Below are 22622 nucleotides of genomic sequence, written 5' to 3'. Positions count from 1 at the left end.
AGGTGAGCACAAGTGCTGCCAATCCCTAATTTGGATGACCGAATGTTTGAACAGATGGTGATGGAGGCGCGGAAGTCGATTCCTAAGCTGTTTCCTGAGTGGACGGATGAAAATGAACATGACCCCGGGATTACGCTGCTGGAGTTGATGTCTTGGATGACCGAGATGCAGCAGTATTACTTAGACCGCGTAACGGAGAAAAACGAGCGGAAGTTTCTAAAGCTGCTCGGTATTCGCCCGCGAGAAGCGGTATCGGCCGTTTGTGATGTGGCTTTTTCAAATGTGGATCAGCCGCTTGTGCTTCCCAAAGGGACTCCGCTGCAAGCAATGGATCAGCGCTTTGAGACGGCTCGCACCGTACAGCTCGTACCGTCGCTACTTGAGAAAGTGCTGGTGCGCACAGAGACGGCGGCTGGTGATTTTACATCTAATAACCAGGCGAAGATTGCTTATTACGCTTTTGGATCAGATGCGATCTCAGGTTCACATCTCTATCTAGGGTTTGATCGGGCTCTGCCCGTGGATACAGAGGTTTCCCTAGCTTTTCAGCTCTACGATCGTTATCCAGTCCGTGTCAGTCATCGGGAGGATGCGCAGGCGCCTGTCATTTCATCTGCGAAGGTGGGATGGACGTTCGCTGGAGCAGGACAACTAGCCGATCAGGGGCAGCGTGGACAAAGCGAAGGCTGGCTGCCGGTTGAAGTGGTAAGCGACACGACGATTCACCTGTCACAGAGCGGTGAAGTGCGTTTTCGCATTACTTCTGAGATGAAGCCAATGGCGCTTTATCCAGCGGATGACCGCAGCCGTTACTGGATCTGCTGTACACTGGAGGAGGAAGGTTACGAGCTTCCGCCGAAGATCGAGAAAGTTAGCCTGAACAGTGTGCAGGCGGCAGAGCAGGAAACTTTCAGCGAAGTGACGGCATTCAGCAGTACGGGAGAGCCAGATCAGCGCTTTGAGGTTAGCTCTTATCTCGCTTATGGCGGGCTGCACACGGTACAGGTGCAGAATGAGCAGGGCCGCTGGTCCGACTGGCATATCGTCGCTGAGCTGAAGGACTACGGACCGGATGATCTCGTCTGCCAGCTGCTGCAGGATTCGGCCCGCCGCATGACCCGTCTGCACTTCGGCGACGGGGTGAACGGCAGCATCCCGCCGCAAGGCGCGCAGCGGGTGCGGCTCATTGCGTACACGGCCGAGTTCGACTACGGCCGTTATGTTGGAGGCAGCAAAGGTCTGCCAGGGCAGACCTTTGAGGTCGCTCGCGGCCGCACGTTCAAACCTAGCAGCATGCTGCTGCAGGTAGGTTATTGGCCGCGTGGGGGAGGCAGCGTCGTGTGGGACGACTGGCAGTCCGTGGATGACTTCGACAATTCGAAGTCCACGGACCGGCATTACGTCTACGACGCTGTAGCTGGAACGATCCGCTTCGGCAATAACGAAGCGGGGCTTGTCCCGCCCAAGTCGGTGGAACCGAATATTCGGTTCCTGGCGCTGCAAGCGGGCGGGGGCGAGCGGGGCAACGTGAAGGACGGCCTCGTGACCGGCTTCACGGAGGAGCCTGGCGTGAGCGTGACGAATCCGTTCCCGGCGCGGGGCGGCCTGGAAGCGGAGACGCTCACGCAGGCGAAGCTGCGCGTGCGGCGCGAGCTCGACACGCCAACAAGAGCGGTGACTGGCGAGGACTACGAGCGCATCGCCAAGGCGACGCCGGGTCTGCGCGTCGCGCGGGTGAAGGCGATACCGCTGTATAAGCCAGGCATGCGGGATTATCCCAAGGTCAAGGCGCCAGCACAGATGACCGTCGCGGTTGTGCCTTATAGCGAGAGCGATAAGCCGAAGGCGAGCAAGGGCTTTTTGCAGACGATCAAGGGGCATCTGGATCGGCATCGGCTTTTGACGACGGAGCTCCACGTGATTCCGGCGGAATATATCAAAATCACGGTTCATGCCGTGGTTGTCATGGAGCCGAAGTACAAAAACGAGCAGCGCCGCATTACACAAGAGCTGAGAATGCTGCTGCAGCCGATGGATCATGGTCAGGGCTCGGAGGGCTGGCGTTTCGGCCGGACGGTGTATAAAGGCGATATATACGGCGTTATTTCCCGGATCAAAGGTGTCGTGTATGTGCAGGATCTGTGGCTGGATGCCGAAGGCACTGGTTTCCAGAAGGATGGCGCCGGCGATATTCATATTCCGCCTTATGCGCTGGTCTACTCCGGCAATCATGAGGTGGAGACGATTAGCCAGACGGATTTATAGCTGCGCGAGGAGAACTGTGGTCCCTTATTTATGCGATTTGTTGCGAAATGGGTTGGTGAGCGGAACTACAGGGTCTTATTTTGACCTGGATCGGGCTAAATCGAAGGTTAGCGTATAAATAGCGCCCTGTAGTTCCCTTTGATAGTTGAAAAGGGCCCTACTGAGGGGAATAGCGTACTGTAGTTCCCTTTTAAAGCGTGCGGGGGGCTTGAGGTTGTACAGGGAACAGGGATACGACAGACAGAAAAGAGGTGACGAACGATGCAGGATGGACAGACGTTTTTTTCATTGAATAAACCGCTCGATTGGGAGCAGGGCTATGAAGCCAACATCGATATGCGGGAAAAAGGCTTTTCGATTCAACAAACAGAGAAGTACAGCATTCATCGCATCGTTCGCACAGACGAGCTGGAAGGCATACACCCGATTCATGAGATGACGGTTGGCGCTGGAAGGAAGCTAATTTTGCTGGACGAGGCCTCGAATGTGTGGATTTATGATGATCAAAGTCGCCATCTCGAGTCATTATTTCGGCATGGGCACGGGCTGTTCAGTCACCAAGCGAAGCTGGCCTCCTTGTCCGATCTTCTGGTCATCGCGGACAGCGAGCAAGCGACTGAAAGAAGAGTTGCCGTGTATTCCCTCTCCAATGGACAAACCATGTGGGCGGTTGATACGTGGCAGGGGCTAGAGCTTTTTCCCCTCTCAGTCAATGCCAAATTAGCGACGAAGCATACATTTTATACGACAGTACCTTTGGATATTGCGGTTGGTATGAATGGAAGTCCAGAGGTTCCCAAGGGCGGCAGGATAGGCATCCTTCAGTGGAGCTCGGCCGGTGAGGTCGTGCGCGTATACGAGCATGACGGGCACCGCATGGAAGAAGCGGTTGATGTTGCTGCACTGAAAGGGCGGTATTTCACCGCTGCGGCGGATGGCACGCTAGCTTTATTGGATGCACACCTCAGAACCGTAACCGTGTTCCATGAGGATGGCCGGGAGCCGCTGCATTTTAAACTGGAGCAGGAAGGGCGCTTTGCTGGCATTTCCATTGATACGAATCATAATCTCTATATAGGGGACAGCGGATACGCACAGCAAGAGGGAGTTACCGAGCGGTTTATTCTCAAATATCGCGGAAATGGCGAGTTTTTCGATAAAGTTACGAATTTCCGTGGTCGAGCAGACACGTTGGTGCATGACAGCCGGAATCGGCTGTATGTGTTTGACCGCATAAGCGGTCAGATTAGCTTGCTTGATCTTCGTGCCAGGACGATGCTCCTTGAGGGGACTCAGCTGCCGGAGGCGGTCTATTTCTCGGGAGATCTGGATACAACAGAAACCGAAACCCAGTGGCACAAAATACGACTCGAAGCCGACATTCCAGAGGAGACGCAGGTTCGCTTTTCCTATTTTGCTTCAGATGAAAGTGAAGGGCTGGTAGATGGCGACTACGTAAACTATACAAGCTACCTAACGGATCCGGATATTGGGGTGCGTGAAAAGCTGGCGGCTACTCGTGATTTGTGGTCAGAACCGATACTCAATCCGAAAGATGCGTTGCTGGATGCGAAAGGCCGTTATCTCTGGTTCAAAATGGAGTTGATCGGCAGCGAGCAAAAGTCGCCGTACATTCGCAAGCTGCGCGTTTACTACCCTAGAACATCCCTGATTGACTATCTGCCTCCGATCTATCAGCAGGATGAGGAGCACAGTCCATTTCTGGAGCGTTTTCTGGCGATGTTCAGCACGTTTTTCGATGATATGGAGGATAAAATCGACCATATTTCCGCTCATTTTGACCCGGATGCCGTAACGGGAACTTATCTCGAATGGTTGGGCCGATGGCTGGCGATTACCGATCACGAAGCATGGGGCGAGAAGAAGCTAAGGGAATTAATGAAGCAGGCGCCTGAACTATATAAATTGCGCGGTACTCGCGAGGGCTTGATTAACATGTTGAAGATTTATACAGGTACAGAACCATTTTTGCTGGAATATTTTCAATTCAAACAGATGCAGGAGACATCGGAATTGCGGCAGCTTTTTGCCCAATTATACGGGGATAATCCTTACTGCTTCTGCATTATGCTAGGGCCCGAAGTGGTTCGCACCGATGCGCAGCGACTCACGATTGAACAAATTATTGAAGACCAGAAGCCTGCCTATACCGAGGGCAAACTGATCGTTCTGCAGCCGTGGATGTACGCGGATATGCATACGTATCTAGGGATTAATACTTACTTATCTGAGCCTACGTTATTAACGCTCGACCAGCGTTCCTCGATGCCTTACAACACGGTGCTGATCGATGTGGATCGCGATAAACGCATGGATATACATACCCGGTTGGAACTGGATTCCGAAATCGAATAAACGAAATGAGCCTTGGAAGGTGAGGGGATACTTATGAAGAAAACACGCTATTACCCGTTTGAGCGCAATCGGTATTTCTATGGAAAGCTGCTGACGGTCAGGGATTTTGAGTCCGAGCAAAAGTATTTCAATGACAAGCGCAGAATGATGAATCGTCTCCTGCATGGGTCTGGTGTGCTAACGGGTCTGCAAGTTGTCGCTGTTGATGAGAAGTCAGTTTCGGTTGAAATGGGAGCTGCAATCGATGCGCTAGGCCGGGAAATTGTTGTGCCTTCCCCCATGACATTGAAGCTTTCGATGATGGATGGGTTCAGCAACAACGAGTATGCGAAGAACGTGTACCTCTGTATTGCCTATGACGAAAAGGAAAAAGAGCCCGTTCACGCCGTAGCTAATTCCTCGGTTCGTTCGGATGAAATTAATGATTATAACCGCGTGCTTGAGAGCTATCGACTATTTATTCGTGAGGATGCACCTGAACCTGCGAAGCTTCCTTTGGCGAATCTGACAGACCAAACGATTGTGCTCTATCAGGATGCGCATGTGCGCGTGCTTCAGACGACGCCTCGATATGTGAATCCGGGTCAGTTGTTTGAGATGAAGCTGCGTTTTGAGAAGACGCTGCGAGTAGGGCGAATTTCTTTCCAGTATGAGCTGGCAGCAGATCGTGTTGAAGCGATTGACGGCAATTCGATCTTGTTCGAAGAGCCGCAGGATGTGCAAGAGAGCGAATACGAAATGAGCGTGCTGTTGCGTGCGGACAGCAGTGTTGGCGTGAAGGCGACGATTGGCGTGGTGGGCAGTACAGCTGTCTTGAAACTTGATGACAAGCAGCTCGAACTGCAGCCGCAATCTGTCGGCGAAATTCAAGTTATCGGCGATGCCGTTCGGGAACGTTTGATGACGGATTTCGTGAAACAATCGTTGGAAGCATCCTTGGAAGCTCCGTCGGAACCTTGCATATATTTGGCCAAAATCTGCCTCATTCAAGTTGGGCCGACTTACGTCATTGAGAGTGTTGAGCAAGTGCCGTTTGGCGAGTATGTTTACAATTCCTCGGTGATGTATCGACTTGCTAGAACGAACGAGTACCGGGACGAAACGTCGGGTCAGTTTGTGACGAAGTCCAAAGTGAAAACATTGGCGCCGGGGCAGCCTCCGGAGTTTAAGGTCAATTTCAATAAAGCGATTAGCGAGCTTTCGTTTGATTTGGGAATTCCGGCAGGTGGCGGAAGCGGCATTGCCGGCATCGTGAGCGGCGTCGTGAACATTCCGGTGGAGCCGTTCACGAAGATTTCGGTGTCGCCGTTCGGGAAGGCGACGAAGAGCTTCTTCTCCGGCGAGATCTTGCACGGACTTGGCGAGGGCAACGTATTGATCATCACGAGCCTGGAAGAGAGCAGCGAGGATGCTTTCTCCGACATACTGTCCAGCGGGGAGCGCGTGTATGGCGGGGCATCTGATGTGTTCAAAGGCACGGAGTTTGAGCCGGACGCGCCGGAAGTGAAGATCGGCACGATTGCCTATCCGCAGAAGGGCACCTTCCGGATTGGCGTGAAGGTGCAGCAGACGTCCGAGCCGTCGAATGTGCGCGTGCGCTGGTGGGCGTACAGCGCTGAGATGGCGAGCGCGGTTTCCGCTTCGGCGGGGAGTGACTCGCTGGACGAGGCGCTGTCCGCGATGCGAGAGGCGGCTTCGGCTGGGAGCGGCACGGAGTAGCATGTAGGGAATGAGACAAGGACCTCTGGGAGGTCCTTGTTTTTTTTGTAGGGGAGCTGGGGAGAGCTCGGCTGAGATAGATGGAAAATCTACCGTTATTCTGCGCTGTTTGGTGGCTTGGAGCGGAATAGCGGTAGAAACTCCAGCTAATTCGCGGGCTGCTACCCAAAATCTACTAGATCCCCCGACATTAGCGGTAGAAAATCCAGTTATTTGGCCAAAAGTGGATCAGCAGAGGAAAATAGCAGGAGGAATCGGCGTTAATTTCAATGAAATTGACCATGGCGAGCATGCCCATGCCGACGCCAACGCCAACCTGCTCGGCCTGCAAGGTTCTGGACACGGCGGTGGAAACGCCGATGAGAAAGTCAACCAAAGAATCCAATGAGCAGAATGCCAATTGTGATGAGAACCGAGCAGGTAATTCGCTTCTTGCCTTGCTTTTCTTTGAGGACAACAATGCCTAAGATGGTGGCAAAAACAGTGCCGATTTCCCGAATCGGTGAGATGTGGGCCACAGGCGCATATTTCATGGCGAATAAAAACAACAAATAGGACCCCGGATTCAGTATGGCTCCGAGCAAAATAATTCGGGTATTCAGCTTCCACTCAAGCCGCAACTGTTTGGATGCTATGACAATCGGTGTTAATGCCGCAACGAATCCGATATTCGTGACTTCGAGCAAAGAGATGGCCGAAATATGCTGCAGATTCAGCTTATCGACGAAGACGTAGCAGGTTGTGCATAGGCCTACACAAAGAGCCATCAGGAATGGCTTGATCGTTGAACGCGAGGCAGCTCCTGATCTTTTACCCGTGAAAATGCCGCTGAGAGCCAGGAAGCCAGTGACCATAAAGAGAAGCCCAAGCCAGCCGTATAGCGATAAGGATTCTCTAAGGAACATAACGCCGACGATAGGAATGAATAAGGTGCTGGTGCCTCGCATAATCGGATAAATTTGCGACAAATCGCCCATGTTGTAGGTCCGTGCTAATAGAAGCGCATAGATGCTCTGAAAAGCTGCTGACAAGAGCAGTAGACCGTAAGAAGATAAGGACAAAGGATGAAGCCATAATTCTCGGATCAGAAAAGGAAGCAGGATCACGGTGGTCACCATAATAATGGACCACAGGAAGACACTTTTGTTGTTGCTGCTTTTGGTGAATAAGCTCCAGATGGCATGGGTTAGGCCGGAAGCTATGACAAGTAAGATTGATACGATAACCAAGCCATCATCTCCAAACAATTTCGGTAAAATTAATCGCCAGGCGTATGCTCAGGCTGTTCGCTTACAACCGTGCCGTCGGCTAAACGCAGCCAAGTTTCGAAATGACGCTCCCCTTGGCGGAGTCGGATCATCCTTGCGCCGCGGGGGAAGCCTTCTTTGCCGTAGGTATTATAGCCCGTGGCACGGCCATAACAAAGCTCAATGCCATGCAGATTGCCGCGATAGTCGTTGACATGGTCGTGGCCGCAGAAGGTGCCGATGACATCACCCATCTCTACCATGGCTGCGAAGAGGCCAGAGTTAACAGGCGCACAGCACACATTTTCATGCTTGTGGCCATAGCAGGTTTCTGTATCCCAGACCTGCTTATACTCCGGGAGCGGGATATGGAAGAAAGCTAGTGCAGGCATGGTCTGCCCATTATTTTCGGTGTGCAGCTTGCTCGAAGTTTCTACGTACCAAGAGACTTGGCTGCTGCGAATCCAATCGTATCCTTGAATATGGGGAACAGGGGACTGGTTGCCCGAGTCAAAAAAATACAGTGCCGCAGCGGCTTTCCCGTCAGCACCTTGAATAGATACCGTATAGTTGCCTACGCCATGAACATCAAGAGGACCGCGCTGTGTTACGGTATGCGGTTGTTTGAGCACGGTTCGCATGAGGTCCTCACGCGTAATGATTGTTTCCGTATCGTGGTTGCCGAATACAACCGCCCATGGGATACCGCGCGTTTCTGCGGCGTGGATGGCTTCGCGAAAAGCTTCCAGCGGCTGTTCGCAGACCGGTTCGCCAGGAGTCACATACCCGGTGTAGATCACGTCGCCTGTGAATACGACCAGATCAGGCTGCTCTGCATCCAGCACACCTTCCATCAGCTTTCGTGTCTGCTGATCGAGGGCGCCGCCATCTTTCCAATGTAAATCTGTGAACTGGGTAATCGTAAAGGTTTGATCCTCACGAAAGAAAAGTTGATGCTGCATAAGTATAGTCCTCCGTCTTTGGGGTTGTTGTTTTTATGTGGTTTTATATTAAAATGTTGTTGTTTGTTGACAATTGTATCTCTGTTGCTCTAAACCTGTCAATGAATAATTTACAATTCGTTTACGTTTCCTTTCATCAGAAGAATTCACATACCTTTAAGATATACGCAATTTCTCTAGATATGAAGGTAGACTCTCTACATGCCAAATACGAGATTGGAATTGCACTGTTTGAATTCATTAACCAAAGTAGTTGCTCATCAGGAACTGAGAAGATCGATCGCCTGCTAGCATCGCGTTGACAGGCTAACCTCCTGCTTATACACTAGATGAAAACAACATGAAACATCACAATGTTGCTAGCATCGGTCATAGGCAGGAGGTTATTTATGTCATTAACATTCGAAGATCGCAGGATGAAGATCCTAAATCATTTGGAGATGGAAGGGAAAGTCCAGGTTCTTCACTTGTCTGAGCTCCTCAGCGTGTCGACCGAAACGGTCCGAAGGGACCTAGATCGCTTGGAGAAGGAGGGCAAGCTTCGCAAAGTGTACGGAGGCGCAGTCAAAATGCGCATGGAGCTAGTCGAGCCGCCTTTTCTGAGACGAACGCAGATGATGAAGAAAGAAAAGGTGGCGATTGGCAAGGCGGCTGCCTCCATCGTGCAGGACGGGGAGACGATCATGCTGGATAACAGCACGACAACGCTCGAGATGTTGCCTTATTTGAAGGATCATCACAATGTCACCTTGATCACGCACTCTGTTCCTATCCTTAATTTGGCGATGGAGACTTTTGGCGGCCGAATTATTTTCTTGGGCGGAGAAGTCAATCTGGAGCTCAAAGCGGCCACGGGCTCCCTTACCGATCAGATGCTGGACCAATTTAAAGTGAATAAAGCGTTTATTTCGGTTGGCGGCATTTCACTTGCTGATGGGATTACTGACTTTCATTTGGCCGAAGCGGTCATTTCGCGAAAAATGATGCAGCGCGCAGAAGAGGCGATTCTGGTTGCGGACCATTCCAAATTCGGGATGTCTACGTTTGCTCGAGTGGCCAAGCTGGACGAAATCTCGATGCTGATCACAGATTCGGGCTGTCCCAAAGAATGGATGGACACTATCGAAGCGCTGGGCATTGAAGTGCTGATCGGCGAATAACCCCGATTCATCCTATAATCGCTACTGAACCGCGTACGTAAAGCGGCGAGGTGGCGATTTTTCCTTTGTTTTTCGGGGAATTCTCATAAAATGAAGATGCTACAAAAAGCGGCGACGCCTTTTCATAAGAAAACAATACAACTGAAAAATAAGCGATATACGGCTTCTCCTTGTACCATGTATGCTTCATTCACAGGCTAATTCGCTTACGGCATTAAAGCCAAATCATCCATATTCATCTAGGGGAGTGTTTCTATGAAAAGAAATAAAGCATTCAAGGTGCTTCCTGTACTTGCCTCCGCGCTCGTACTATCCTTAGTAACAGCTTGCGGCAATTCTGGAACAACGAAAGAAGCGAGCGGAAGCACTGCGCCAGCTGCAAGCGCATCCGTCTCTAAAGATCCTGTGAAAGTGACGATGTGGACACCGATGAATCCAAATGCGAAAGCGGTTGTCAAAAGCTTGAACGAGCTTCCTATGGTTCAGGAATGGGCGAAGAAAACGAACGTGACCTTCGACTTCCAGCATTCCTCCGGAAACACGCCGCAGGATGACGTTCAGCAGTACGGTGTTATGGTTGCTTCTAATAACTTGCCGGATTCGATGCTATGGAACTGGAATAGCGTCCAGGGCGGAACCGCAAAAATGTTCAAAGACGGCACGATTATTAAACTAAATGATCTCATTGAAAAGAACGCACCGAATTTGAAAAAAATCTTGGATGCCAATCCGCAAATTGCCAAGCAAATTAAAGCGGACAACGGCGATATTTATGCGCTGCCTCACTTGAAGGTAGGTCAATACGGTCAGTACAAGACATTCAGCGGGATGGTAGTTCGCCAAGATTGGCTTGAGGAGCTTGGTTTGCAAGCGCCAGAAACGATCGATGAATGGGAAACGGTGCTAAGAGCTTTCAAAGAGAAGAAAGGCGTTATTCCTTTCACTCTGAACAAAAGCTATCCGCTTTCCTTCGCTGACTTCGCAGGCGCATATGGCGTTGCCGGCATGTCGACGATTGCCAATGCAAGTTCTTTCTATATCGATGGCGGCAAAGTGAAGTTCGGTCCAACGCAGCCGGAGTTTAAGCAATATTTGACGACGATGCAAAAATGGTACAAAGAAGGTCTGATTGATCCAGACTTCGCTTCTAATGATACGAAAACGATGGATGCCAAAATTACCTCCGGTAAAGCAGGCGCGTTCTACGGCTTCATCGGCGGCAGCATCGGGACGTACACACCGGCACTTCAGAAAACAGATCCGAAGGCGAAGCTGACGGCTGTGCAGTATCCGGTTCTGAAAAAAGGCGACGAGCCGAAGTTCGTGCAAGCGTCATGGGAATATGACAATATCGGAACGGTCATTACAAGCTCCAATAAACATGCGGCAGAAACGGTCAAAGCCATTGACTATCTGTACAGCGATGAAGGGGCTATGCTCAAAAACTTTGGCGTAGAAGGCCAGACGTTTACCAAAGCTGATGGTCAGCCGAAGTACACGGACTTGATTTTGAAAAACCCGGACAACCTGCCGATTTCCCAAGCGATGGCCAAATATTTTATCGCGAACTACGGCTTCTCCGGTTTGGATGATGACCGTTACAACGATCAGTACTATCAATTGCAAGCACAAAAAGACGCTGTAAAACTATACGCTAAATATGCAAACAACGCTTATAAAGTCATGCTTCCGCCAGTTGTCCTGTCGACCGATGAAGCAAAAGAGTCGGCGAAAATTCTTAACGATGTAAGCACACTGTTGACTGAACAAATCACCAAGGTCGTGATGGGCGCTGCGAAAGTTGAAGACTATGACAAAACGATGGAGCAAGTGAAAAAGATGAACATTGACCGTGCGGTTGAGATTTACCAAACGGCGACGGATCGTTATAACAAACGTTAATGCGAGGCAGATTGCAGGAGTGTGGGGAGCTCAGCCTCCCCTTTTTTTAACACATCAGTAAGGAAGTGAGAACATGGCGAATTCCATTCGGGGTCTACTCGACGACATTAGAAAAAATCGCGCAATCTACCTGATGGTATTGCCGGTTGCGCTGTACTTCTTCATTTTTAAATATTTCCCGATGTATGGAGCGGTAATTGCTTTCAAGGATTTTAGCCCGGCTAAAGGGATCTGGGGCAGTGATTGGGTAGGCTTTGCACATTTCAAAGATTTCTTTCAAAGCTATTATTTTGTACGCGTACTGCGCAATACGTTCTTAATTAGCTTCTATAATCTGATTTTCGGCTTCCCGGCACCAATTATTCTCGCAATTTTGCTCAATGAAATTCGCCAGAAGATGTTCAAGTCGATCGTGCAGACGATTTCCTATTTGCCGCATTTTATCTCGATTGTCGTTATCTCTGGATTAATTATTGATTTTACAAACCGCGGCGGCATCGTGAATTCTATCATTATGTTCTTTGGCGGTCAGGATTCAGCACTTATGAACAATGCAGAAAACTTCCGTACCATTTTCGTTTCCACATCGGTTTGGCAAGAGCTTGGCTGGTCATCCATTATTTATTTGGCTGCTCTTAGCGGCATTAACCCTGAACTATACGAAGCTGTTCGTGTTGACGGAGCGGGAAGATTCCGCCAGATCTGGAGCGTAACGCTGCCAGGACTCATTCCAACGATCATGATCCTGCTAATTCTTCGGATTGGCGGCCTGATGGAGGTCGGCTTTGAGAAGATTGTCCTGCTTTATAACCCGAATACGTATGAAACGGCGGATGTGATCTCATCTTTTGTATATAGAGAAGGGCTTGCCCAAGGGAATGATTACAGCTATACGACGGCTGTAGGACTGTTTCAATCGATGATTAACTTCGCCTTGCTTATTAGCGCTAACAGCATATCCCGCCGATTCTCGGGCAGCCGATTGTGGTAGCCTAATCTTACGACGTCAGCTTTTCTTATGAAAAGCTCTCAGGAGGAAACGAACGATGAAATTAAGCGCATCTGAGCGTCTATTCGATATCGGTAATGCGATTCTTATGATTTTGCTAATTATTTGTACCGTGTACCCGTTCTACTATGTGTTCATGGCCTCTATCAGTGATTCGAACTTGCTGATCCAGCATACAGGGCTGCTGCTTAAGCCGCTCGGTTTTAACTTGAGCGCCTTTGAGAAGGTGATTGCGAATCCGAACATTTTGACCGGGTATGGGAATACACTGTTAATCTTGATTCTGGGTACAATGGTTAATCTTTTTTTTACAACGCTTGGCGCTTACGCACTGTCCAGAAAGTTTGCTATGCGCAAATTCCTGATGATCAGCATTGTTTTCACGATGTATTTCAGCGGGGGCTTGATCCCGACTTATCTGCTAATTAATAATTACTTGCACATGGGCAACAGCTATCTTGCACTGATCGTGCCCGTAGCCATATCCACCTGGAACTTAATTATTATGCGGACATCGTTCGAAGCCATTCCGGAAGGGTTGATGGAATCTGCTAAGATTGATGGCGCTGGCGAGTGGCGCATTTTGTTCCAGATCGTGGTCCCGCTGTCGATGCCAGTTATTGCCGTCATGGTGCTTTACTACGGTGTAGCGCACTGGAATTCGTGGTTTAACGCGATGCTGTTCCTTCATGATCGGGAGAAATTCCCCCTGCAGCTCATCCTTCGCGAGATTCTCGTCCAGAACAGCACAGATTCGATGACCACAGGAACGGGGAACGCGAACGACACGCAGGCGATTGGAGAGAGTATTAAATATGCAACGATCATGGTTGCGACGCTACCGATTCTCATTGCCTATCCATTTTTGCAGAAATACTTCGTAAAAGGCGTTATGGTCGGAGCAATCAAAGAATAATAAAACCAGAACCTGTTCTCTTTTTGGATGTGCGAAAAGAGGGCGGGATATTTGGGTTTTCAGCCTCAATGGGCAGGGAAACGCCAAAAAATGATGATGCTGCAAGAATCGTAGATGTACATCAGCGGTAGAAGATGGGATAATTCGCATACAGCATGAGTAGGGGAGGGCTTCTTTTCATGAAGCGGAGCGTATTTCTTTTTTGGCTTTATTCGAACTTAACCATCCTTTGTATCCCCATTGTCATCACGATGTTGGTGCTCTTTCAATCACAGCATTTGCTCCACTCGGAGGTCATTCGCTCCAATAAAGCGCTGCTGAATCAGGTGAAGCAGTCTCTGGATAATCAATTTAAGGATATTAAACGGATGGGTTTGCAGCTCTCTCTAGACCCGAAAGTTATTAAATATGTGAATCAAACGGAATTCAACAGCTCGCAAGTGAAAATCGATACGCTTGACCTCATCACATCCCTTCGTTCCTATGCGGCATCGAATGGGGATATCAATGATTTGTATGTGTATATGAAAAAGCAGCATTTCGGTGTGACCACCTCGACGATGAACCAAGATGATCTGCTGTTCCAATTGCTTCACGAAAACAATAAGGGGATGACCTTTAAAAAGTGGAGCGACAGCATGGAGAAAATCTATTTCGGAAATTTTCTGCAATTAGCTGAAGATGACATGGTGTATCTGCAGTCTCTGCCTATTCAGAATGCCGATGAAGCACCGGCGACACTTGTGGTCATGCTGAATGCGGAACGTCTGAAAGCAGCCATCTCGAACATTCAGCTCGCGCAAGCTGGCATTGTGCTGATCCTGGACTCCAGCAATAAGCCGATTATGATTGCGGGCGAGCCGGGGCATGTTTCCGACCTTGATTTGGCACAGATTTCATCCTCTGATGAGGGCTCGTTCAGCCAGAAATGGGACAAGGAGGAAGTGACAGTTTCCTATGTTTCCTCGGTCGAAAATGAGTGGAAGTACGTCTCTATCGTGCCTACGAAAATATATGCGGCGAAAGTCAGCCAATTGCGCAGCTGGATTTATGCGGGGCTATTCATGTGCATTTTCGTCGGCGGTCCGATGTCCATTTGGTTGACGCGCAGGCACTATATGCCGATTCGCCGGATGGTGGATTTGGTATCGCCCAAGGTTAAATCGAACATGCAGGGCAGTAAAGACGAGTTCCTGCTGCTGCAGTCCTTCATGTCAGAGAATGCTGCCTTTCAGGATACGGCGAATACGACCATCCAGAAGCAGCAAGACGTGCTGCGCAGCCACTTTCTGGCGCGACTTCTCAAGGGACGAGTCGAGAGCGGTTCAGCACTGGCACAGTCAATGGCTTCATTCGACCTGCGGTTTGAGACGAACCGCTTTGCGGTTTTGCTTTTTCATATCGGCGATTATACCGCTTTGTTTAATGACAACGGGTCGCGCGATAGCGAATCTAAGCTGCAATATGTGTATTACATTGTGACGAACATCACCGAAGAGCTGATTGGCCGCAAACACACGGTGTTTACGACTGAAGTGGACGGCATGATTGCTTTCCTCGTTAATATCCAAAATGAGGAGGAAGCTCAGGCGAAGCAGGACTTAATCGATGCAGCGCAAGAGGCACAGGAAATTATTCAGGGGAAATTTTATATTCAGCTGACGATCGGCATTAGTGATATTCATCCAACGCTGGCGGGAATTCCGCACGGATTTGATGAGGCGCTGGAGGCACTTGAGTACAAGTTCGTCATCGGTCCGAGCCAAATCATTCCGTTTGACCGGATTAAAAGGCCGAAGAACGAGCTGTATTACCCGCTGGATATGGAGCGTCAGCTCATCAATCATATACGGACAGGGCAATATGAAGAGGCCATGGAGGCGGTCAGCGAGCTGATTGTCACGAATGTGTCCGACGGCACGCTGTCGCTGCAGCTAGGCAAGCTTCTTATGTTTGAGCTGATCGGCACGATTCTGAAAGCGATTGAGCACTTGGATCAGGGACCGAACGAGCTGGCTGTTGAGAAGCATGCATTGATCAAACAATTGACGCAATGTGAGTCGTTCGCAGAAATTGAAGATGAAATTTATAAGTTTTTGAAAACCGTCTGCGATTATGTGGATTCCAAGAAGAAAAGTCATAATACGAATCTGAAAGATCACGTACTGAGCTATATCGATGAGCATCTGGCGGATATGGATTTGAGTCTGACTTCGCTGTCGTTGAAATTTGAAGTGAATGCGCCGTATTTGTCACGCTTCATCAAGGAGCAGTCTGGCGAAACCTTCATAGATTATGTTAACAAGCAGCGCGTCCAGTTGTCGAAAAAACTGATGATGGACACCGATGACACGATTACGGATATTACACAGAAGGTTGGGTTCTCGAACAGCAATACGTTTATTCGCGTGTTTAAGCGCTATGAGGGGATTACACCAGGGCAGTTTAGGAAAGGCGATCAGCTATGATCGTCTTGTTTCTATTGGATAAAATGAAGAAAATGGCAAATACTAACCGCATTGTAGAAGGCGGGAGGGAGAAGCATGGAATTGCAACAAGATTCATTCCAAATCTCTGCAGAGATCAAGACGAATATGCGTAAGCTTTTCGATTGCTTTCATTCTTCCGACGATATTCGCACCAGGGAATTTCGCCTGCAGGGCGTTCAGGGGGCGATACTTTATCTTAACGCCGCTACAAACCGGGACAAGCTGCAGTCTGACGTGTTAAGGCCCTTGCTCGAATCCAAAGAGGGGCTTCTAGAGGATATTCTCCCCATCCTTGATCTTGAAATCGTCACCGATTTGGAGATGGTGGCAGCGGGGATGCTGCAGGGGAAATGTGCGATTCTGCTTGATCAGCGAGTGGACATTATTCTCGCTGACGTCGGTGCCAGTATTGAACGTAGCATCGCAGAATCCCAGAATGAACAAGTTATTCGCGGTTCCCATGAAGGTTTTGTCGATGACGCAGAAGTGAATGTACAGCTGATTCACAGACGGCTCAAGAATCCGAATCTAGTCGAACGAGACTTCACTTTAGGCGCGCAAAGCCCTACTGGGGTCAAGCTATTGTACATGAGCGAGCTTGCTGATCTCCATGTTGTTAATGAAGTGATTGCCAGGCTTTTGACGAATGATGACGTGTTTATTAAATCGCCCGGACAAATTTTGAATCGTTTGGAGAGTAGTTGGTGGTCGCCATTTCCGCAATTGCTGTATACCGAAAGGCCTGACACTACGGTTTCTCACCTGATGGAGGGCAGAGTGATTTTGCTCGTTGATGGCAGCTCGTTTGCGGTCGTGCTCCCGGTAACGTTCTTTATGTTTTTTCAAATTGCAGACGATTTCAACGTCCGGTGGTGGAACGGGACCTTTTTTCGGTTTCTCCGGTTTATTAGCGTTATGATTGGTTTGGCACTTCCTTCGGTTTATATTTCCATTGTCTCGAACCATTTCGAGGTGCTGCCGATAGATTTGCTTTTCTCCTTGAAGGCTTCCTTAGAAAATATTCCTTTTAACCCCCTGATTGAAGCTCTCTTTATGATCACTGTGCTTGAGCTGCTGCGAGAAGCGGCAATCCGGCTTCCGAAATCCATTGCATCCACACTGTCCATTGTCGGAGGTTTGGTTATTGGCAGTGAAGTAGTTAACGCCGGATTAGTGTCCACAACGATGATCGTTGTTATTTCATTGACAGCGGTCGCTTCTTTCAGTCTGCCATCTCATGAAATGCGTCTTGCGGTTCGGTTAGTCAGCTTCCCGATCATGATCGCTTCCTTGCTGCTTGGTTTTGCTGGAATAGCCTTTAGTTTTTCATTGTTGTTCATGCATTTAAGCAAGCTCGAAACGTACGGGGTTCCTTACTTTTATCCCTTTACGCCATTCCAACCGCGCAGAATCTTAACTACGCTCGTTCAGCTACCTAAGCGAATCTTTCGCAGGAAAGCTTCGGATAGGAGGGTGTCATGAGCAGAATGCAATTATTTGCTTTCATCCTGCAAACGCAAGTAGGTATCGGTGTGTTGTCCTTCCCTTATGTATTGCATCAAGCTGCCGGTGAAGACGGTTGGATATCCGTCATTCTGGCGGGGGCATGTGTGAATGGGCTACTGATCATCTATGCCGCCCTATGCCACCGATTTCCAGGTAAAAATTTCTATGAGTTTATGCCGCTTATTCTCGGCAAATGGGTAGGGAATGTGGTCAATGCCTTTTACGCGTTTCATTTCCTATTTCTTTCCTGTCTGGTTTTGTTGATGGAAATGTTGTTTGTCGAACTCTGGATATTGCCGTTCACGAATCCATGGCTCGTCATTGCTGCCAACTTTATCATTTTGCTTTATTTTGCTAAAGAACGCTTGCCGATCATCGCCCGTTATCATACGATGGTCACTTTTCTGCTCATCTTAATGGTAGCGATGATGCTTACCAGCTTTTACACAATGGATTACCGCTATCTGCTTCCAATCGGGCAGAAGGGCTGGACAGCCATTATTGCGGGAATGAAAAGTTCTGTGATCACTTTCCTTGGTTTCGAGCTGTTCTTGATCGTCTCTTCCGATGTGCAATCCAAAGACAAGAGCATGTTGGCACCTGTACTATGGGCGAACACTCTGGCGACCTTGTTCTTCTTGATTGTCGTCTTGTTATGCTTTCTGAATTTCAGTCCCGAGTCGATTCCCTTCATCCCGCAGCCTGTCCCTTACTTTTTGAACGGGATTTCCTTGCCTTTTCTGGAACGAATGGACTTAATTTTCCTATCCGTCTGGTTGGTCAAAGTGACAGCATCGCTCATTAGTTACATGTATGCCGCAGGCAAAGGGTTCGGATATTGGTTTCATCACAATGAACACAGAAAAGCCATGTACTATTTAGTTCCCTTTGTCTGCTTAATTGGTTTCGCATGGCGTTCGGAAAAACGAATTGCCTTCTTACAGAAGGTGACGGAATTCGAGAGCTTTATCGTGATCGGACTTCCTGTTCTACTTTTCTTGTTTGTTTGGTTAAAAGGCAAAAAAGGGGGACAGCAGCTGTGAATCGCTTGGCTCTGCTCTGGCTGATCGTTGTTTCGTTGTTTACAGGGTGCAGTTATCATTCCGATTTGAAAAATCTGCAGCTCATCTATGCAACCTCTCTGGATACGAACGAGAAAAATGAGATCGTCACCACCGTCACTATCCAATCTCCAGGAGGCAAGGAAAGAACCGTTCCCATTCATGAGGTGTTGACGGCAACAGGACCGACGTTGCAGGAGTCCTTGTATAAAAAAATCGGCCTGCAAATCGCAGGGCCCATCGGCACTTCCAAAAATCAAGTGATGCTAATCTGCGATAAGCTGGCGAAATCGGATATTCTGAATCTCCTGGACGCCACTTTCCGCAACTCTAACGATCCTATGCTGGCCAAAGTGGCTATCGTCAATGGCGAAGCGGCGGAATTGATTAAACTGAATCGCATCGGCTCTGCAACTTCAGGAGAGTACTTGCGCAAAATTATAAAAAGCGCCCAGTACGAAACGGTCATTCCGTTCGTTACCGTGCATTCGATTTACCCTCTTCTTCATGATCGGGGGAAAGACGGCGTCATTCCGATTCTGAGAAGAGAGAACGGCGAAGACAGTGAGACGGACAAAGATAAAGCAGTCATCGACGGCGTGGGGCTTCTTAGTAAGAGCAAATATACGGGATACAATCTTACACCTGAGCAATCTTCCCTGTTCCTTTTAATGAACGGCAAGAAGGGTGAAATCTGTATCATGACGCGTAAAATAGATGAGACGAAGGGGAAAAACGATCTATCGCAGTACGTATCGCTAAACATCATCAAGTCTAGCAGTAACAAAAAGGTTATGGTTAGTTCGTCCGGACATGTTCAGGTCCAATTGCAGCTGAAGTTGAAAGGGATTATCATTGAACACGCCAAGTATAACCGCATTGACAAGAAGCTCATTGAGCAGCTGAACAAACGCTTCTCTGAGCTGCTCACGGAGGAAGCGCAAGGCATCTGCAAACAACTTCAGAAGGCGCACTCTGATGCGCTGGGTATCGGAAGGGATTTGATAGCCTTCCATCCGAAGGAATGGAAGGAGCTCGATTGGGAGAAAGCTTACCCGGAAGTGGATTTCAAAGTTTCGGTAAGCATGGATATTATCTCTCATGGAATTATTAACTAGTTCGTCGAGTGATGCCTCGGCTTGAATTCGCTCGGCGACTGGCCTGTCCAGCGCCGGAATTGCCGGGAGAAGTGGCTGGCCGAGTGGAAACCCAGCTTCTCCGCGATGTCCGTCATCGGCAGATGAGTCGTGACGAGCAGTTCCTTGGCTAGCTTCAGCTTCTGCTGGCTGACATACTGGCGGGGGGATAGTCCGTACACCTTGGAGAACAGCTTGCTGCACTGGCTGCGGCTCAGGTTCATCTCTTTCGCGACCCCCGCTACTGTTGCCTCTTCGCATAAACCGAGCGATAGCTTCTCTTCAATCATGTGCGCGATATCGGCGGTGAAGAGCGAGGGATCTTTCTCTTTCTCGGCAGCGATCGCCTGCCCGCGAATTGAGCCATGCTTGTGCTCACGTACCAGTTGGAGCACATCGTGTATGATGAGCAGCGTATACGACTGCAGAAGCAGCTTATCCTCGAAGCGCAGAGGAGAAGACAAGGCAGCTGTTGCTTCCGCTTCAGGCTGTTTGGTGCGATTGCGCTGCATGACTTCCTCCAGCTCACTAACGTAGTAGCGAAGCTTGCTTCGTTCCGCTTCTTTGTGCCGGATGAGCTGATACGGTGTTGCCGAGAGCAAGCTGCGAATCTCGGGATCATCGAGATCGAAGTGCACATTAAAGAAGCCATAGTCCGACTTCGCGGTGTTAGAAGATTGATGCCTGACCCCAGACTTGATCAGCAGCCAGTCTCCTGCCTGCATCGTCATCGCATCTCGATTCATTTCATGCGCGACTTCCCCTTCCACGCAGTACAACAGCTCGAACAAATGATGATGATGCCTAGGGTAATGCCACCCTGGAGGCTTCAAGCCAAAATGGCAGCCAGTCACTTGAAGGGTATTGATAATATTAGGGAATCGATACAAATCCTCCACCTGTTGTTCCACTTGCCATTCCTCCCATTCGACTTGCCTTTTGTTTCATCATACCATGTCATTTGGCACATTTGGTATAGAAAATGATCCATTTGGCGATGGAGATCCACGATCCTTTCAGCGATGATGAGTGTAGGTAAATTCGAACGCTTCACCGACAGAACTCATCATCCGGAGGGATCATCATGGCCATTTTACAAGCTAAAGATAAACAGTTTTTATTAGATGGAGAGCCGTTTCAAATTTTGTCCGGAGCCATTCATTATTTCCGCGTAGTCCCTGAGTATTGGGAGGATCGGCTGCTGAAGCTCAAAGCATGCGGCTTTAATACCGTGGAAACGTATGTGCCCTGGAATTTGCATGAACCGCAGGAAAATGTGTTTAACTTTGAAGGTCTTGCGAACATTGAACAATTCATAACACTCGCGGGCGAGCTCGGACTTCATGTGATTGTTCGGCCAAGTCCGTATATCTGTGCGGAGTGGGAATTCGGAGGATTGCCAGCCTGGCTGCTGCAGTATACATATATGAAGCTTCGCTGTATGGATGCTGCATTTTTGATGAAAGTAGATCGTTATTATGACGAGTTAATTCCTAGACTTACCCGGCTCCAAAGCACGAATGGCGGACCTGTTATTGCGATGCAAATCGAAAATGAATATGGCAGCTATGGCAACGACACCGCCTATCTAACGTATTTACGTGATGGCCTGACAAAGCGTGGTGTAGATGCTTTGTTGTTTACATCGGACGGTCCGGAGGATGGCATGCTGCAAGGCGGAACGATTCCCGGCACGCTTGCGACCGTTAATTTCGGCTCCAGACCGGAGGAAGCCTTCGAGAAGTTCCGTGAATACCGTGCGGATGAACCGCTCATGTGCATGGAGTATTGGAACGGTTGGTTCGACCACTGGCTAAAGCCGCACCACATGCGAGATGCGGGTGATGTCGCCGATGTATTTGACCGCATGCTGCGAGCAGGTGCTTCCGTGAACTTCTATATGTTCCATGGTGGAACCAACTTTGGTTTCTACAACGGCGCCAATTTGGGGGAGAAGTACGAAGCTACGATCACCAGCTATGACTATGATTCACCCGTTACAGAATGTGGAGATGAAACGGAGAAATATCGAGCCATCCGCAGCGTTGTTGCGCGCTATCTCGAGAAGGATGAGAAAGAGTTCCCTGCATTCCCCGCGCCTCTTCCGAAGAAAAGCTACGGCCGCGTTGCACTAACAGAAAAGGTGGATCTGCTTGCGCAGTTGGCCCAGCTTTCCAAGCCTGTTAAACGCACCTGCCCAGAGCCGATGGAGATGTTTGGCCAAAGCTATGGCTTCATTGTTTATTCAACTCAGGTTTCTGGTCCACGGACTGGTGAGAAGCTGCATCTGCAAGAGGTACATGACCGTGCGCAAGTTTTCTTGGACGGCGTCTACCAAGGTACAATTGAGCGTTGGGACCCGCGTCCTCTCCCGGTGGACATTCCTGCCGAAGGTGCGAGACTCGATATCGTTGTCGAGAACATGGGCCGCGTTAACTATGGGCCGAAATTGAGAGACTACAAAGGGATTACAGAAGGTGTGCGCTTAAACAATCAGTTCTTGTTCGATTGGACGATTTATCCACTGCCACTGGACAAAACAGACGCGATTCCGTTCGCGGGCTCGGTGAAAAGCGAGCAGCAGCGTTATGCGCAAGATCAGGATCGCCCAACTTTCTATCGTGGGGAGTTTCATGTTGAAGAGGCTGGAGATACATTCGTCCGCTTGGATGGTTGGTCCAAAGGCGTTGTGTGGATCAATGGCTTTAATCTTGGGCGTTATTGGGAAAAAGGGCCGCAGCGTACGTTGTATGTACCGGCACCGTTACTGAAGAAGGGCAGCAATGACATCATTGTTTTCGAACTGCATCGCACCGAGGAACCGGTAATTGCTTTGACGGATTCACCTGATTTAGGGTAAAACGGGGGAGTGAT

16 protein-coding genes are annotated in these 22622 nt (G+C 49.3%); 13 read left to right on the top strand and 3 right to left on the bottom strand.

Annotation, left to right across the window (positions count from 1 at the left end):
- Nucleotides 1-12: 12 nt before the first annotated feature.
- From GQF01_RS17810 to GQF01_RS17795, 4 genes are all read left to right on the top strand, one after another.
- Complete coding sequence (locus GQF01_RS17810; protein ID WP_161408062.1) at nucleotides 13-2265, top strand: putative baseplate assembly protein; 2253 nt, start codon at nucleotides 13-15, stop codon at nucleotides 2263-2265.
- A 261-nt stretch (nucleotides 2266-2526) separates the two neighbouring features.
- Entirely contained in the window at nucleotides 2527-4641 is a 2115-nt protein-coding gene (locus tag GQF01_RS17805; protein WP_161408061.1) for a phage tail protein, read from the top strand.
- Between the two features lie 33 nt (nucleotides 4642-4674).
- Nucleotides 4675-6360 carry a hypothetical protein gene (locus tag GQF01_RS17800; protein ID WP_161408060.1) on the top strand — a complete coding sequence of 562 codons (1686 nt, stop codon included), beginning with the start codon at nucleotides 4675-4677 and terminating at the stop codon, nucleotides 6358-6360.
- Between the two features lie 112 nt (nucleotides 6361-6472).
- Nucleotides 6473-6748 carry a hypothetical protein gene (locus tag GQF01_RS17795; RefSeq protein ID WP_161408059.1) on the top strand — a complete coding sequence of 92 codons (276 nt, stop codon included), beginning with the start codon at nucleotides 6473-6475 and terminating at the stop codon, nucleotides 6746-6748.
- On the opposite strand, the gene GQF01_RS17790 is transcribed toward GQF01_RS17795, so the two are convergent.
- Together GQF01_RS17790 and GQF01_RS17785 are read right to left on the bottom strand one after the other, a co-directional pair.
- Entirely contained in the window at nucleotides 6729-7589 is an 861-nt protein-coding gene (locus GQF01_RS17790; protein WP_161408058.1) for a DMT family transporter, read from the bottom strand. The two genes, GQF01_RS17795 and GQF01_RS17790, sit on opposite strands and share 20 nt — an antisense overlap.
- Before the next feature lie 29 nt (nucleotides 7590-7618).
- A complete protein-coding gene (locus GQF01_RS17785; RefSeq protein ID WP_161408057.1) occupies nucleotides 7619-8569 on the bottom strand; it encodes a metallophosphoesterase family protein in 951 nt (316 codons plus the stop codon).
- A 389-nt stretch (nucleotides 8570-8958) separates the two neighbouring features.
- Here GQF01_RS17785 and GQF01_RS17780 point away from each other — a divergent pair, with 389 nt between their 5' ends.
- The 8 genes from GQF01_RS17780 (at nucleotide 8959) to GQF01_RS17740 (ending at nucleotide 19730) form a co-directional block, all read left to right on the top strand.
- On the top strand, nucleotides 8959-9729 hold the full coding sequence (locus GQF01_RS17780) for a DeoR/GlpR family DNA-binding transcription regulator (protein ID WP_161408056.1): 771 nt from the start codon (nucleotides 8959-8961) through the stop codon (nucleotides 9727-9729).
- 255 nt (nucleotides 9730-9984) lie between these two features.
- Nucleotides 9985-11631, top strand: a complete 1647-nt coding sequence (locus GQF01_RS17770; protein WP_161408054.1) for a type 2 periplasmic-binding domain-containing protein — start codon at nucleotides 9985-9987, stop codon at nucleotides 11629-11631.
- 73 nt (nucleotides 11632-11704) lie between these two features.
- Nucleotides 11705-12622: an ABC transporter permease gene (locus tag GQF01_RS17765; protein ID WP_161408053.1), complete on the top strand. Its 918-nt coding sequence runs from the start codon at nucleotides 11705-11707 to the stop codon at nucleotides 12620-12622.
- 55 nt (nucleotides 12623-12677) lie between these two features.
- Complete coding sequence (locus GQF01_RS17760; RefSeq protein ID WP_145658761.1) at nucleotides 12678-13556, top strand: carbohydrate ABC transporter permease; 879 nt, start codon at nucleotides 12678-12680, stop codon at nucleotides 13554-13556.
- A 179-nt stretch (nucleotides 13557-13735) separates the two neighbouring features.
- Complete coding sequence (locus GQF01_RS17755; protein WP_161408052.1) at nucleotides 13736-16024, top strand: helix-turn-helix domain-containing protein; 2289 nt, start codon at nucleotides 13736-13738, stop codon at nucleotides 16022-16024.
- Nucleotides 16025-16099: 75 nt separating this feature from the next.
- Nucleotides 16100-17527, top strand: a complete 1428-nt coding sequence (locus GQF01_RS17750; protein ID WP_161408051.1) for a spore germination protein — start codon at nucleotides 16100-16102, stop codon at nucleotides 17525-17527.
- Nucleotides 17524-18594, top strand: coding sequence for a GerAB/ArcD/ProY family transporter (locus GQF01_RS17745; RefSeq protein WP_161408050.1), 1071 nt, complete (start codon nucleotides 17524-17526; stop codon nucleotides 18592-18594). Before GQF01_RS17750 ends, GQF01_RS17745 begins: the two co-directional genes overlap by 4 nt.
- Nucleotides 18591-19730 (top strand): Ger(x)C family spore germination protein, encoded by a 1140-nt coding sequence (locus GQF01_RS17740; RefSeq protein ID WP_161408049.1) that lies wholly within the window; start codon nucleotides 18591-18593, stop codon nucleotides 19728-19730. Before GQF01_RS17745 ends, GQF01_RS17740 begins: the two co-directional genes overlap by 4 nt.
- Here the strand turns inward: GQF01_RS17740 and GQF01_RS17735 are convergent.
- Complete coding sequence (locus tag GQF01_RS17735; RefSeq protein ID WP_328803475.1) at nucleotides 19727-20659, bottom strand: AraC family transcriptional regulator; 933 nt, start codon at nucleotides 20657-20659, stop codon at nucleotides 19727-19729. The two genes, GQF01_RS17740 and GQF01_RS17735, sit on opposite strands and share 4 nt — an antisense overlap.
- A gap of 173 nt (nucleotides 20660-20832) precedes the next feature.
- Between GQF01_RS17735 and GQF01_RS17730 the strand changes: the two genes are divergently transcribed.
- Nucleotides 20833-22608, top strand: coding sequence for a glycoside hydrolase family 35 protein (locus tag GQF01_RS17730; protein ID WP_161408048.1), 1776 nt, complete (start codon nucleotides 20833-20835; stop codon nucleotides 22606-22608).
- The last annotated feature ends 14 nt before the right edge of the window (nucleotides 22609-22622 follow it).

This window comes from Paenibacillus silvestris, assembly GCF_009882985.1.
Taxonomy (GTDB): Bacteria; Bacillota; Bacilli; order Paenibacillales; family NBRC-103111; genus Paenibacillus_E; species Paenibacillus_E silvestris.
The sequence above is the reverse complement of the archived record's forward strand: the minus strand, read 5'-3'. Positions and strand labels throughout refer to the sequence as shown.